This window comes from Corallococcus sp. AB045, assembly GCF_003668895.1.
GTDB classification, from domain to species: Bacteria; Myxococcota; Myxococcia; order Myxococcales; family Myxococcaceae; genus Corallococcus; species Corallococcus coralloides.
This window is the reverse complement of sequence record NZ_RAWN01000020.1, coordinates 1-14,636: the sequence shown is the minus strand read 5'-3', so window position 1 is coordinate 14,636 and position 14,636 is coordinate 1. Positions and strand designations below refer to the sequence as shown.

Sequence of the window (14,636 nt, the reverse complement as noted above, 5' to 3'; positions counted from 1 at the left end):
CGGCGGGGCAGGGGAGCGGGCGTGGCGCGGGCTTCGGGGTTATCCTCGGGGCCCGTGCTCCTGCCCGTCCTCACCGGTGTGTGGTTGTCGCTGTCCGGTGCGCTCGGCACGGAGCTGCGGCGGGACGGCTACAGCTTCCGGCCTCCGGACACGTTCCGGATGACGCGCTGGGAGCGCTACACCGGTTCGCAGGTGGGCGCGGTGTCGGAGGACGGCGTGCGCACGCGCGGCCTGTCCGCGGCGCTGGCGGACGGAGAGGGCCCGGACGCGGCCACGTTCCTCATCGCCGTGGTGGACGGGGACTTCTCCGCCAGTCCATCCGAGCGCGATTCCTTCTCCACCGCCGTGGTCCAGCACTTCCAACGGGAGCTGGGCGTGGCGCTGACGCCGGAGCGGGTGGACCGCGTGGGCGGGCCCGTGCCTCGGGTGGAGGTGCTGGGGACGCTCCGTGAAGCAGGGCAGGTGCGCACGGTGCTGGTGACGGGGCTGGCCTCCGAAGGCCGCCACGCAGTGGTGACGGTCAGCGCGCCCGCCGCCCGCTGGGACGCCCTGGCCCCCGGGGTGCGCGCCTCGCTGGAGACCTTCCGCATGGAGGCCCCGGTGGCGGGCGTCGTCTCCCGGCGGCTTGCAGGAGCTTTGGCGGGCACCCTGGCCGGGGCCCTGCTGGTGTCGTACGCGGCCTGGCGCCGTCGCCGGCAGGGGGAGGGGCCGGCCACTCCGTAGTGTGGCCTGACAGGAGGGCCAAGGCGTCCCCCGGTGGGGCTCGCGGTGGGATACGGTGCCACCGCCCATGTTCTCCCTTCTCCTTGTCGCCGTGCTCGCGCAGGGGCCTGCGGCTCCTCCGGATCCTTCGGCGTCCCCAGCCCCGCCGGTCCTTCCGGTGCCGGACGCTGGCGTCGCGGACGCGGTGGTGTCGCCCCTGCCGGTGGCGTCGCTGACTCCGGCCACGCACGAGCTGTTCCGCCGCATCCAGGGCCGCGTCTCGCAGGTGCGCATCATCGAGCGCCGCTCCGGGACGAAGTCCTCCATTGGCTCCGCGTTCTTCGTGAGCGCGAAGGGCCACGCCCTCACGAACTACCACGTCGTCTCCGACCTGGTGCTCCACCCGGAGGACTACACCGCGGAGCTGGACCGCGGCGACGCGACGGTGCCGGTGCGCCTGCTCGCGGTGGACGTGGCGAGCGACCTGGCCGTCATCCAGGTGGACGCCCCCATCAGTGACTACTTCAAGCTGGAGGAGCACGAACCGCCGCAGGGCACGCGCCTGTTCGCCATGGGCAACCCGCGCGACCTGGGCACCACCATCGTGGAGGGCACCTATAACGGCCTGGTGCGCGACGCCCTCTACGAGCGCGTGCACTTCACCGGCGCCATCAACCCCGGCATGAGCGGCGGGCCCACGCTCAGCGGAGAAGGCGGCGTCGTGGGCGTCAACGTGGCCACCATGGGCAACCAGGTGGGCTTCCTGGTGCCGGTGGCCCGTGCACGGGCGCTGCTCGACCGGGCTCTGGAGCAGGAAGCGCCTCCGGATCCGGCCGCGCTGATGACATCCGTGAAGGATCAGCTGCTGGCCAACCAGCAGCGCATCACCGACCGGCTGATGGCCACGGACCTGCCGAAGCAGTCGCTGGGCGAGTACCGCGTCCCCGGCCGCTGGAGCCCCTTCCTCAAGTGCTGGGGCGACACGCCGCATGATCCGGAGACGCCCTACACGGTGACGAGCTACCAGTGCTCCTCCGAGGAGGACATCTTCCTGTCCTCCAGCCACCGCACGGGCGTGGTGGCCTACCTGCACCAGCACGTCGAAAGCCAGAAGCTGGGCGCGATGCGCTTCTCCGCGCTCTACAGCACGCTCTTCTCGCAGGACCCGGACGCGGTGGCCGCCACGCGCGAGGACGTCACCAACTTCCGCTGCAAGTCGGAGTTCGTGGACGTGAACGGCCTCACGGTGCGCGCCGCCATCTGCCTGCGCGCCTACCGCCGCTTCCCGGGCCTCTACGACCTGGTGCTGCGCGCGGCCACGCTGAACGCATCCACGCGCGGCGTGGACACCAGCCTCACGTTGGGCGGTTTCTCCGCGGAGAACGCTCGCAAGCTGGCGCGCCGCTACCTGGAGGGTCTGTCGTGGGCGAAGTGATCTTCTTGGAGGTGCTGGAAGGGGACGCCGTCCAGTCCCGCCACCGGCTGGACATGCTGCCGGTGACGGTAGGGCGCGGCTATGCCAACGACATCATCCTGGACGACCCGAAGGTCTCCGCCGAACACCTGCGCCTGGAGCGGCGCGAGGACGGCGCGGTGGTGCTGCATGACGTGGGCAGCGTCAACGGCACCTTCAGCGTGGAGCCGTGGGCGGCGCTGAAGGAACTGGTCATCACCCCGGACGCGCGCGTGTCCGTGGGGGACACGGTGCTGCGCTTCCGACCCCGCTCCTTCGTGGTGGAGGACACCGTCGTCAACGAAGCCCCCGAAGCCCCCAGCGAGCGCCTGCTCGAGCGCCCCCGGGCCTTCGCGCTCACGATGCAGGCGCTGGTCGTGACGTCCTTCATCTCCGAGCGGGTGACCCAGTTCCGGAAGACAGACTGGGGCGACCTGCTGATGTCCGCGGTGGTGCCCCTGGGACTGGCGCTCCTGTGGGCCGGGGGCTGGTCGCTGGCGAGCCGCATCGCGCGCAAGCGCTTCCACTTCCGCGTGCACGCCACCATCGCCGCCCTGGTGCTGCTGGGCTTCGCGCTGCTGCCGCCCCTGTTCGCGCTCGTGAGCTTCAGCTTCTCGCTGGGCTCGTGGCTGGCCTTTGGACGCATGCTGGCCGTGTTGGGACTGGTGGGGTGGGGGCTCTACTGGCACCTGCGCTACGTGACGCGCTGGAGCGGCAAGCGGGTGGTGCGCGGGCTCGTCATCGCGTCGGTGGGCGTGATGATCCTCACGAATGCGTCGGAGGTGTTGGGCAACGAGCCCTTCAGCGAGGAGCTGGAGTTCCCCCGCTCGCTCCTGCCGCCGGTGCTGCGCCTGGCCCCGGCGCACTCCATGGACTCGTTCTTCGAGGACGTGAAGCCGCTGGAGAAGAAGGTGGACGCGCTCGTGAAGGAGCGCTGAGGCGCGTCCACCCCGACTGCCTAGTGGCACTGGCTAGTTCACCCGGATTCATCAAAACCTTATAATCTCCTGCATATGGCAAAGCCTAAGATCGATATAGATGCGGTCCTTCCAGACAAGGACTCTCAGGCTCGAGCAAGAAGAATAGCTGCTATACATATATTATATACTGGAGGGGTTATTACTGATGCGCTTAAGCCCGCCGCTGGGCTGGGCCGGCAAGTGATCCCCACCGCAGAAGGTAGCCAAGCACTTGTTGAGCTAGCCAAAGATGAGCCGGATAGCTCAGAAGACGAGCGAGCGTTGGCGCTCATTCTGAAGTTCTCACATCACAAGCTTCTAATTGACCCAGACCGGACTGATGTCGGGGCCATTGAGGCAATGCTGCATGGTCACCTATTGGAAGGAAGTCTAAAGCTGCCTTGGGTCGGTGGTCGCATTCTTCATGATAGGTTCTTTGATAAGTTTCCGAATCATACTGGCGACTTGTCTCATTTGCAGACTCTTGAGTTGCTGGATGAAACTCCCACTGGAGTTTTTCAAGTTGGGACGCTGTTGGTTGGGCCGCTAGGGGTTCTTGAGTCGCACCAGTACAGATATGTCCCGCCGCTCAGTACGGTACCCGTTCGATACTGCTCCGATCCCTCTTGCGAGTCGTTGCATCCGGTGGACATAGCTGATGCCGAAGGGAAAGTTATTGGACTTCTTGATTTGCTGGAGCTTGCCAGTAATTATGTCTTCAAGGAGGATGAGAGAAATTGGGTTCATCTTCTTGTCGACTACTCGCCTGATTATTATGATGATTTTTCCTTGGAAGATTTGCCGTGGTTCTTGAGTAGTTCATTTTCTGAGGCCGAGCTGCGGCAAATCTTGAAGGAGTTGTTGACCACCAAGGCCGGGCTTCTGCGTCCCAGGCTGCCTAAGGATAAGCAGCTTAGGCGAGCTGTAGATGGAACGGCTGAGCAGATAGTCGGAAGGTTGAAGATTGACGAGGTTCTTCAGCTGATAATGATTGCCTCGAGTGTGGATGTTGTTGAGAGTATTGAGGCGCTGATTGAGAGGCGCGTCATCTTCATCCCTGAGACCGAAGTGCGTATGCCTCCGATACAGAGGTCGCTTGGGAATTGGCTTGACGTGGCATGTGAATGCTCCCAGTTCGGTGTTCGTGTGTCGCCATTGTTTCAGCAAATTGAAATGGCGCGACTGAGGCGTCTCGTTGGTGATGTCTTCTGTGACCCTCGTGACGTGGAGGAGCTCGGTTGGAAGTTGAGACACGTAGATGGGGAGTCAATCCGGTCTAGGTTGGATGCTTATGTGCATGCAACTGAGCCTAGGCAAGTCGTGTCTAATCTTCTTCTTTCTGGTCCTGTCTACTTGCGACGCACTTTTGATGCTCTGCGGTTGAGTGCGTTCAAGATGCCTCAAGATCGCAAAGAGGAAGATCGGCTTGTTGATAAAATTTTATGGAAGCTCGGTTTTGATATACGGATCTTTCCGTCCTATCAACGGTTGTTTTGGGAGCGGCTTGATCGCCTTTTGGAGGTTGCTAGAAAAGGCAGCGGCTATGAAGAGCGTGATAAAGAAAACATTCGCAGTGCGGCTGTGAACTTTTTTGTCTCGCTGGAAGAGGCGCTTGACTATAGTCTCTCATTTTCTAGCTGGCTGCTCTTGCAGGATCACTATGCAGTTAGTCGGTTTCAGTGTAATTTCGATGAAGCTCGCGAGTTCATGGCGAGGCGATTGAGCGGACGAAGAAAGACGGCGGACGGAGCGATAGAGTTCGAAAGCTCCGGCAAGAACACGCTGTATCCTCTCATTCAGGGCTTCTCGATTCTTGCGGAGCTTTGTGCTGAGTTGCTTGCCTCGCCGGAGCAGTGGCTGAGGCCAGCCAAGGAAATGCCTTCGTATCACGACAAACAAAAGCTCTTTCAGTTGCCATTTCGGTATAAGATCGAGTTGATGAATTTGTCTGAAGCAGATCGCGATGCAATTATTCGAGAGTTGCATGAGACGACGCAGAAGCTAGATGCGGCCAATGTCAGCTCTGTTAGGAATCGACTGGAGCATAAGCGGGTCGACTTTCCGGATCGAGTTGAGATAGAGAATGCCTGTGGTGCCATTAGTGAGGTCATGGGGAAACTGGAGGCATCGGGTTTGATGCCCACTGTTTTCTTCTTCTCGGGCCTTCGTTTGGACCCCTATGGGCGGGGGACTGTTCTTCTTCAGGATCATCGCGGTCGAAAACTGGAGGCATTTCATCCAAGCGCTTTCCAGTTCTCTGGGATTCCATCGTTGATGGATGGTGGTGCGTTGATAGTTGTTCCCAGGGCGCACATCTCTGGCTCTGCGGAGTATCTGCGCTTTCGCTTCAAGGAAAAATCGGACTTTGCGTCCATTTGGCAGGACTACCCGCGAAGGCGCTTTTCGGTTCCTTTGTTTATTGAACACTCCCCTGCGACTAAGGGAGGCCAATGATTGGAATGCCTGTTGCGGTGGTTGCTGGTTTTTTGCCGCATTTAGATGTTTGCCGCATGGAGCTGAAGCGCGACATCCCAATTGCCGAAGAGGATCTGAATGAGACTTGCATGGTTAGTTTGTGGCAGCCGAAGGAGAGCCTCTCTGTCGCTGCCGTAAGTCGAGTACTTTGGTGTTTCTGATGTCTACAGGCCGCGCACCGCGTGCGGCTTGTAGGGGGCCTCCAGCGCCTTCACTTCTTCCGGCGTCAGCTTGAGGCTCACGGCCTTCACCGCGTCCTCCAGGTGCTCGGGCTTCGTCGCGCCGATGATGGGCGCGGTGACGACGGGCTTGGACAACAGCCACGCCAGGGCGACCTGCGCAGGCGGGGCCTTTCGCGCCTCCGCCACCTGCTTCACCGCCTCCACCACGTCCCAGTCCCCGGGCTGGTTGTAGAGGATGGGCGACAGCGTGTCGGAGCCCGCGCGCGTCGTGGCCTCCTTGTCGTCCAGCGACTTGCGCGAACCCGCGAGCAGCCCTCGCGCCAGCGGCGACCACGGGATGACGCCCACGCCCTCCGCCTCGCAGAGGGGCAGCATCTCCCGCTCCTCCTCGCGGTAGACGAGGTTGTAGTGGTTCTGCATGGACACGAAGCGCGCCCAGCCGTTGCGCTCGGACACGCTGAGCGCGCGCATGAACTGCCACGCGTACGCGGAGCTCGCGCCCAGGTAGCGCACCTTGCCCTGGCGCACGAGCTGATCCAACGCGGACAGCGTCTCCTCGATGGGCGTGTTCGGGTCCATCCGGTGGATTTGATAGAGGTCGATGGTCTCCACGCCCAGCCGCTTGAGGCTCGCCTCGCACGCTTGGGTGATGGCCTTGCGTGACAGGCCGCGCTCGTTCTGTCCGCTGCCCGTGGGGAAGTAGACCTTCGTGGCCAGCACCACTTCATCCAGCTTCGCGTACTTGCGCAGCGCGCGGCCCGTCACCTCTTCACTGACCCCGTCCGAGTACATGTTCGCGGTGTCGAAGAAGGTGACGCCCAGCTCCACCGCGCGGCGGAAGAAGGGCTGCGCCGCCTCTTCGTCCAGCACCCACGGGCGCCACTTCGGGGTGCCGTAGCTCATGCAGCCCAGGCAGATGCGGGAGACCCGCAGGCCGGTGTGTCCCAGGTTGGCGTACTTCATGGGTCCGCTCCTTCGTGTGTGGTGCCAGAGAGGTTCGCTGCTTGCGTATGCCCAGCATGAGCGAGCGCTTCAACCTCCTGTCGCCGGAAGTGAAGGCCAACCCCTATCCCACCTACGCCCGCATGCGCCGCGAGGCCCCCGTGTGTCAGGTGGAGCCCGGTGGCATGTGGGCCGTGTCGCGCCATGAGGACGTGCTGCGCGTCCTCAAGGACCCCCAGCGCTTCTCCTCGCAGGGCTTCCGCGTGGCCACCAACCCGCCCTGGCTGGGCGGCAATCCCTTCTCCGAGTCCATGCTCACCATGGACCCGCCCCAGCACGGCCGCCTGCGGGTGCTGGTGCAGAAGGCGTTCGGCGGCGCCGCCATGGCCCGGCTGGAGCCCCGCGTGAGGGACATCTGCCGGCAGGCGGTGGCGGAGCTGCCCCGCGGCGTGCCCGTGGACCTGATGCCTCCGTACGCGCTGCGCATCCCGGCCGCCGTCATCAGCGAGCTGCTGGGCCTGGACCCCTCGCGCGCCACGCGCCTGAAGCAGTGGGCGGACCTGATCACCGGCGGCGTCACCACCGTCCGGCCGGACGAAGAGGACCGCAAGCAGAAGGCCCGCGACGCGGTGGCGGAGCTGCGCCAGTACTTCGGCGAGGTGCTGGACGCCCGCGCCCGCGCGCCCGGCACGGACCTGGTCAGCGAGCTGCAACAGGCCCGCGTGGATGGCGAGGCCCTGTCGAAGGACGAGCTCATCGCCTTCATGGCGCTCCTGCTGGTGGGCGGCATCGAGACAGTGGTGCACCTGCTGGGCGCGTCGCTCGTCGTGCTGAGGGAACACCCGGAGATCTGGGCCCAGCTGCGCTCGGACCGTTCGCGCATCCCCGCCTTCATCGACGAGGTGCTGCGCTACGAACCGCCCGCCCAGGCCGCGCCGCGCCTCACCACGGAGGCGGTGGAGCTGGGCGGGGTGAGCCTGCCCAAGGGCGCCCCGGTGCTGGTGCTCCTGGGCTCCGCCGCGCACGACGAGGCGCACTTCCCGGACGGCGACCGCTTCAACCTATCCCGCCCCGGCCCGCAGAACCTGCCCTTCGGCCACGGCGTCCACTTCTGCCTGGGCGCGCAGCTGGCGCGCATGGAGGGCCGCCTGGCCCTGGAGGCCCTGCTGGACGCCTTCCGTCACCTGCAGGCCGGCCCGGAGCCCATGACGTGGCACCGCACGCTGGTGGTGCGTGGGCCCGCCACGCTGCCGCTCGTCCTGCACCCGCACTGATGCGAAAGCAGGGCAGGGCAGCCCCGCAAAGACGACGGGCAGGTCCCCGATGAAGGGAACCTGCCCGCGTCACTGCTTCACGTCAGGGACTTACGCCCGGACTTCCGCCGGGGGCGTGTCCGTGGTGGGCGCGGTGATCGCGGCGCCCTCCTTGAACGGAGACGTCTCCAGCGCGGCGTTGAGGACCTCGTCCATCTTCGTGGCGAAGATGAACTCCAGCTCGTTCTTCGCCTGATCCGGCACGTCGATCAGGTCCTTGCGGCAACGCTCCGGCAGGATGACGCGCTTGATGCCCGCGCGGTGCGCCGCCAGGACCTTCTCCTTGATGCCGCCCACCGGCAGCACCAGGCCACGCAGCGTGGCCTCGCCCGTCATCGCCGTGTCGTGCCGCACCCGGATGCCCGTCAGCAGGCTGGTGAGCGCGGTCAGGATGGTGACGCCGGCCGAAGGACCATCCTTGGGGATGGAGCCCGCGGGGAAGTGCAGGTGCAGGTCCGTCTTCTCCAGGAAGTTGGACGGGATGCCCAGCGCCTCCGCCTTGCTGCGCAGGTAGCTCAGGGCCGCCGTAGCGGACTCCTTCATCACGTCGCCCAGCTGGCCGGTGAGCGTCATGCCGCCCTTGCCCGCCATCTTGGTCGCTTCGATGAAGAGCAGGTCGCCGCCCGCCGCGGTCCACGCGAGGCCCGTCGCCACACCGGGAACCTCCGTGCGCTCCGCGACCTCCGAGTAGAACATCTCGGGCCCGAGGATCTCCTTCACGCGCTCCGCGCCGATGGTCTGCTTCTCCAGCTTGCCACCGGCCACTTCCACCGCCACCGCGCGGCAGATGTCCGCGATGCGGCGCTCCAGGTTACGCACGCCCGCCTCGCGGGTGTACGACGTGGTCAGGATGAGCAACGCCTCGTCCTGCACCTCGATGTGGTCCCCGTTGAGGCCGTGCTCCTTGAGCTGCTTCGGCACGAGGTGGATGCGGGCGATGGCCTGCTTCTCCTCGAACGTGTAGCCCGTCAGCTCGATGATCTCCATGCGGTCCCGGAGCGGCCCGGGGATGGGATCCAGCTGGTTCGCCGTGGCGACGAACATGACCTTCGACAGGTCGAACGCCACGTCCAGGTAGTGGTCGCTGAACGTGCTGTTCTGCTCCGGGTCCAGCACCTCCAGCAGCGCCGCGCTCGGGTCGCCGCGGAAGTCCGCGCCCAGCTTGTCGATTTCGTCCAGCATCATGACCGGGTTCTTCGTCCCGGCCTTCTTCATGCTCTGGATGAAGCGGCCCGGCAGCGCGCCCACGTACGTGCGGCGGTGGCCACGGATCTCCGCCTCGTCACGCACGCCGCCCAGGGACAGGCGCACGAACTTGCGGCCCGTGGCCTTGGCCACGCTCTGGCCCAGCGACGTCTTGCCGACGCCCGGGGGACCGACGAGGCACAGGATGGGCCCGCGCATGTCGTTCTTCAGCTTGCGGACGGCCAGGTACTCCAGGATGCGCTTCTTCACCTTCTTGATGCCGAAGTGATCCTTGTCCAGCTGCTGGCGCGCGTTCTCGATGTCGAGGTTGTCCTCGCTGATCTTCGACCACGGCAGGTCCGCGATCCAATCCAGGTAGGTGCGCGCGACGGTGTACTCGCTGGAGGCCGCCGGGATCGTCTTCAGGCGGTTGAGCTCCTTCTGGGCGACCTTCTCCACCTCAGGGGGCAGGGCGGCCTTCTTCAGGCGCTCCTGGAGCTCGTCCAGCTCCTCCTCCTCTTCGCCCATCTCGCCGAGCTCTTCCTTGATCGCCTTGAGCTGCTGGCGCAGGTAGTACTCGCGCTGGGTCTTCGACATCTCGCCCTTCACGGCGGAGTCGATCTTGTTGGAGAGCTTGAGGATCTCGCGCTTGCGGTTGAGCAGCTCCAGGACGAGCTTCATGCGCGCCTTGAGGTCGACCGTCTCCAGCACGGCCTGCTTCTCCTCGATGGGCACGTCCACGTTGGCGGCGATGAGGTCCGCCAGGTGGCCCGGATGCGTGATGCTCTCCACCAGCTCCGTGGCGGCGGCGGGCAGCTCGGGCATCAGCTCGATGACCTCGCGCGCCAGCTTCTTCAGGTTGATGCCCAGGGCCTCCACTTCGACGTTCTCGCTGGAGGTCTTGTCCTCCACCGCGTCGACGCGGGCCTTGAGGTAGGGCGCTTCCTGGACCAGCTCCATCACGCGGAAGCGCGCGAGGCCCTGGACCACGAGCGAGTAGTTGTCCTCGCCCATCTTCAAGAGCTTCACGATGCGGGCGACGGTGCCCATCGTGTACAGGTCGGACGCGCCCGGATCCTCTTCCTCGGCGCGGCGCTGCGTCACGACGCCGATGACCTGGTCGTCACGGACGGCGTCCTTGATCAGCGCGATCGTCTTCTGGCGGCCGACGGCCAGGGGCAGCACGCCGCCGGGGAAGAAGACACTGTTGCGCAGCGGCAGGATGGGCAGCACCTGCGGAATGTCTTCCTTGTTGATGAGCCCCGGAGGGGCCATCGCGGTGGGCATGGCGCTGGCCGCGGTGCCCTTCTTCTTCTCGTCAGACATGGGAGTTCGGCCTCTTCCTTGCTTGAACCCGGTCAGCAAGCGGCCGGGCCGGTGAACCATCCGGTTGTTTTCTGCGGCGGATGAACCAACGTAACAACCAAAAGGGACATGGCAAACGCGATGTGCGTTATTTCCGTGCCTCGTCGGCTGTACGACTCTCCTCTATGTAACGGCCCAGAAGTCTCGCGTCCGGCGAAGGGGTGGGGCATGCTCGCCCCCTCTCACGCCTGATGCGGTGCGCGAGCGCGCGTCCCCGCACTGGAGGACGATGTGAAGCTCCATACCTGCGCCCACCTGATGTCGCTGTCCGCGCTCCTGGCGCTCGGATGCCACTCCCCCGTGGATGACGATGGCTCCACGGTCCCGGATGCCTGCGAGGCGACCCCTCCAGTGGTCGCCCCCCAGAAGACGGACATCCTCTTCGTCATCGACAACTCCGGATCCATGAGCGAGGAGCAGCAGGGAATCGCCACGGAGTTGCCCGCCTTCCTGGCCGCGCTGAAGGAGGGCAACGGCGTGTCCCAGGACTTCCGCGTGGGGGTCATCACCACCTCCGTGTACCAGCGCCAGATCTTCCCGGACGGGGCGGACGTGATCCGCTCCTTCCCGGATCAGGAGGGCCGGCTGCAGCCGGTGAAGGACGAGGCGAACCAGCCCACCGCCGAGCGCTTCATCGAGGGGTCGGATCCGCTGCTGCTGCCCAAGTTCCAGCGGTTGGTGGACCAGGGAATCTCCGGCAGCGGTCAGGAAGCGCCCTTCGAGGCGGTGCGGCTGGCGGTCGCCTCGCCCCTGGCCAGCAAGCCCCTGGAGGAAGGGGGCAACGGGGGCTTCCTGCGGGACGACTCGCGCCTGCTGGTGGTGGTGGTGTCCGACGAGGAGGACTGCAGCTCCAAGCAGCGGCCGCCCCCGGTGGCGCTGGGGCAGGACCGGGCCGTGGACTCGTGCACGGAGCAGGGGGACAAGCTGACCCCGGTGTCGGAGTACTACCAGGACTTCCAGGGCCTGCGTGACAGCCAGGGCGCGTCGCGCGAGGTGCTGTGGGCGACCATCGGGCCGGTGGCGGTGACGGACAAGCGCGCGGAGCTGACCGTGGACACGACGGGCGGCACGACAAACGTACGCAACGTCGACTGCCCGACGTCCTACGGGCCCGGCTACCGGCAGAGCGACATGGCGAAGGCGTTCGACGAGACCCGGTCGAACCTGGATTCCATCTGCAAGCCGAGCTACCGGCAGACGCTGCTGGACATCGCGGACATGGCCACGGTGGCGCAGAGCGTGGCCGTGGTGAACCTGCCGGATCCGCGGCTCGCGGTGGTGTACGTCACGCGCGCGGACGGCTCCGTGAAGACGTGCACGGCGGCCAACGGCGACTTCCGCTACGAGCCCCCCAGCGGCGATCGCTCCGCGCGCATCTTCTTCCTGGGCCCGTGCCTCAGGCGCGTGGGCGACACGAAGGTGGAGGTGAAGGTGCTGTGCGCCGGGTAGTCCGGAGCTGATCCGCCAGGCCTCACCCGGAGGGCCCCGCGAAGGACGCGGGGCCCTTTTTCGTGGGCCCGCACGTGACCTGTCATGTCCGGTGCCAAAAAAAGAATGCGCGCGGATCCGCCCCGTTCCGTCGAGCGGAGCACCCGACGCAACAGGTCCGACGCACCCGGAATGCCGCCTGTTCGGGTGTCAGATGGCTTCGGATACTGGCCCCATGCGCGCGCGGTGCGCGAGGCGAGGAGGCCACATGGGCGCGGCGGTCGAACGGTCGGGGTTGGCGGTGGTGGAGGAGCTGCGCGAACGGATCCGCCAGTTGCAGGCGGCGCCCCGTAGCGCGCTGTCGGTGCTGCGCACGGGCGTGGACGCGGTGGACGCGCTGCTGCCTCAAGGGGGCCTGCCGTTGGGGCACTCGGTGGAGCTGTGCGGCGAGGCGGCGTCGGGGCGCACCAGCCTGGCGTTGCGCGCGGTGGCGTCCGCGCACCGGGAGCTGCGCCTGTGCGCGTGGGTGGATGGCCCGAAGGAGCTCTATCCCCCCGCAGCGGCGGCGCTGGGCGTGGACCTGGAGCGGCTGCTCGTCGTGCGGCCCCAGGCCTTCGCGCAGCGGGTGTGGGCCGCCGTGCAACTGGCGCGCAGCGGTGCCTTCACGGCGGTGGTGGTGGATCTGACGCTCGGCGTGGGCGCCCCGGGGCGTCCGGAGCGGCTGGCCCTGACGGAGGCGCGCAAGCTCGCGGACGCGGCGTCGCGGGGCGGGACGCTGGTGCTGCTGCTGACGTCGCCGGAGGCGCCCGCGGACGGGCTCGCGCGGCTGCGGCTGGAGGCCCGGGGCGTCCAGGGCTGGTCCGTGGAGTTGGAGCGCAGCCGGGGCGGGGGCGTGGGGACGCGCGTCGTGAGCCCCTGGCGGGAGCTCTACCCGGAGGTGGGGCTGGATGCCGGGGCGCGGCTCTTGGACGCGGACGTGGAGACGCCAGAGGACGCGGGGCCGGGCTTCTACCGGGACCCCGCCGACCGCGTGCGCAACGGCATGGGCATCCTGGGCCAGCGCCCCGGCCGGGACGCGCCCATGCCTTCGCTGGGGAGCGCGCTGTCCCCGGACGGCCGCTGACAGGAAAGAGGGTGGGCCATGCGGAGGGGCTACCTGCACGTCACGCGCTTCCCGGTGCAGCGCAAGGTCATTGAGTCGCCCGCGCTCGCGGGCCAGCCGCTGGTGCTGGTGGAGGAGGTGCGCGGCCAGCGCCGGGTGGCCTTCGCCTCCACGCGCGCGCTGAAGGCCGGCGTGCGGCCGGGGATGACGCTGACCGCGGCCACCGCGCTGGAGCCCGAGCTGAGGAACTTCCCGTACCGGTTGAAGGACGAAGCCCAGGCGCTGGCCGCGCTGGGGGAGTCGCTGCTCGGCCTGTGTCCTGGCTTCCAGCGCGACGCGCCGGACGGGCTGTGGTTCGACGCGAGCGCGGCGCACCTGGTGGGCGGCGAAAGGGAGCTGGGCGCGCGTGTGCTGGAGGTCTGCGGCGAGCAGGGCTACCGGGCGCACGTGACGGTGGCGTCGGAGGCGTTCACCTCGCGGGTGCTGGCGCGGTATGGCTCCCAGCGGGTGGTGGTGGTGCCGGAGGGGCAGGGCGCGCGAGCGCTGGCGCCCCTGCCGCTGGGCGCGCTGGAGGACTCGGCGGCGAAGGCCTTCTCCGTCCTGGGGTTGTCCACGTTGGGCGAGGTGGCGGCGCTGCCGGCAGGGGCAGTGACGGCGCGCGGAGGCGTGGGCGCGGCCCGGGCCCATGCGCGGTGCCGGGGCGTGGACGACACGCCCTTCACTCCGGAGCCGCTGGAGGAGGCGCTGGAGGACCGGGTGGTGCTGGACGCGCCCGCGGACACCTTCGAACCCGTGCAGTTCGCGCTCAAGACGCTGCTGGACCGGATGGGCGCGCGGCTTTCCGGGCGGCAGCGGGCGGCGGTGCGGCTCACCTTCGTGCTGCGCCTGGACCCCACCGGAGAGGCCCAGGTGCCGCTCCTGCTGGCGCGACCCACGGCGCAAGCGAAGCTGCTGTTGGACCTGGCGCGGTACCGGCTGGGGGAATTGCGGCTGGAGCGGCCGGTGGCGGAGGTCGCCGTGCGGGTTGACGCGCACGACGAGGACCTGGGCCAGCAGCTGGCGCTGGGGGACGCGCCGGAGGGGGACGCGGCCCTGGAGAGTGTGCTGTCGCGGCTGGCGACGACGCTGGGTGAGGGGGCGCTGTTCGCCGCGTCCCTGGAGGCCGTGCACCGGCCGGAGTCCGCGCATACGCCCCGGGCCTTCCATCCCCCGGAGACGCGGCGCGGCCTGCTGTCCCCGTCCGGACCGCTGGCTCCGGCGCCGGAGCCAGCAGCGCCCGTCACCGTCTGGCGAGAGACGGGGGCCGCCCGGGAGCGGCCGTCGCGGCTCCTGGCCCAGCCGGCCCGGCTGGACGCGGAGGTGACGGCGTCCGGGGAGATGGTGGCGGCGCGGCTCGCGGGGCGGCGGCACCGGGTGACGGCGATGGCGGGGCCGGAGCGACTGGGTGGCGAATGGTGGACGGACACCCCGTACCAGAGGGACTACTACCGCGTGCACTTCGAGGGGCTGGGGCCCGCCTGGGTGTACCGG

10 protein-coding genes are annotated in these 14,636 nt (G+C 67.2%); 8 read left to right on the top strand and 2 right to left on the bottom strand.

The genetic code is table 11. The features are described 5' to 3' along the window. Window positions 1–54 precede the first annotated feature (54 nt). From D7Y21_RS07360 to D7Y21_RS41390, 4 genes are all read left to right on the top strand, one after another. Window positions 55–723, top strand: a complete 669-nt coding sequence (locus tag D7Y21_RS07360) for a hypothetical protein (protein WP_120563047.1) — start codon at window positions 55–57, stop codon at window positions 721–723. A gap of 67 nt (window positions 724–790) precedes the next feature. Then, a complete protein-coding gene (locus D7Y21_RS07355; RefSeq protein WP_121712144.1) occupies window positions 791–2,137 on the top strand; it encodes a serine protease in 1,347 nt (448 codons plus the stop codon). After that, window positions 2,125–3,093 (top strand): FHA domain-containing protein, encoded by a 969-nt coding sequence (locus tag D7Y21_RS07350; RefSeq protein ID WP_121712142.1) that lies wholly within the window; start codon window positions 2,125–2,127, stop codon window positions 3,091–3,093. The genes D7Y21_RS07355 and D7Y21_RS07350 overlap by 13 nt, the downstream gene beginning before the upstream one ends. A gap of 75 nt (window positions 3,094–3,168) precedes the next feature. Further along, window positions 3,169–5,568, top strand: coding sequence for a hypothetical protein (locus D7Y21_RS41390; protein ID WP_147469208.1), 2,400 nt, complete (start codon window positions 3,169–3,171; stop codon window positions 5,566–5,568). A gap of 185 nt (window positions 5,569–5,753) precedes the next feature. Here the strand turns inward: D7Y21_RS41390 and D7Y21_RS07345 are convergent, their stop codons facing one another. Further along, window positions 5,754–6,734 (bottom strand): aldo/keto reductase, encoded by a 981-nt coding sequence (locus tag D7Y21_RS07345; protein ID WP_121712141.1) that lies wholly within the window; start codon window positions 6,732–6,734, stop codon window positions 5,754–5,756. A 47-nt stretch (window positions 6,735–6,781) separates the two neighbouring features. On the opposite strand from D7Y21_RS07345, the gene D7Y21_RS07340 reads away from it, so the two are divergent. Beyond that, on the top strand, window positions 6,782–7,987 hold the full coding sequence (locus tag D7Y21_RS07340; protein ID WP_304984691.1) for a cytochrome P450: 1,206 nt from the start codon (window positions 6,782–6,784) through the stop codon (window positions 7,985–7,987). Window positions 7,988–8,077: 90 nt separating this feature from the next. Here the strand turns inward: D7Y21_RS07340 and lon are convergent, their stop codons facing one another. Then, window positions 8,078–10,537, bottom strand: a complete 2,460-nt coding sequence (gene lon / locus D7Y21_RS07335; RefSeq protein ID WP_120563051.1) for an endopeptidase La — start codon at window positions 10,535–10,537, stop codon at window positions 8,078–8,080. 270 nt (window positions 10,538–10,807) lie between these two features. On the opposite strand from lon, the gene D7Y21_RS07330 reads away from it, so the two are divergent. The 3 genes from D7Y21_RS07330 to D7Y21_RS07320 form a co-directional block, all read left to right on the top strand. Then, window positions 10,808–12,025: a VWA domain-containing protein gene (locus D7Y21_RS07330; RefSeq protein WP_120563052.1), complete on the top strand. Its 1,218-nt coding sequence runs from the start codon at window positions 10,808–10,810 to the stop codon at window positions 12,023–12,025. A gap of 247 nt (window positions 12,026–12,272) precedes the next feature. After that, the gene (locus D7Y21_RS07325) at window positions 12,273–13,127 is read left to right on the top strand and encodes an ImuA family protein (protein WP_121712138.1); all 855 of its coding nucleotides are present in this window, start codon (window positions 12,273–12,275) and stop codon (window positions 13,125–13,127) included. Between the two features lie 18 nt (window positions 13,128–13,145). Continuing rightward, window positions 13,146–14,636 (top strand): DNA polymerase Y family protein (locus D7Y21_RS07320; RefSeq protein WP_147469207.1); only part of this gene is annotated, 1,491 nt, incomplete at its 3' end.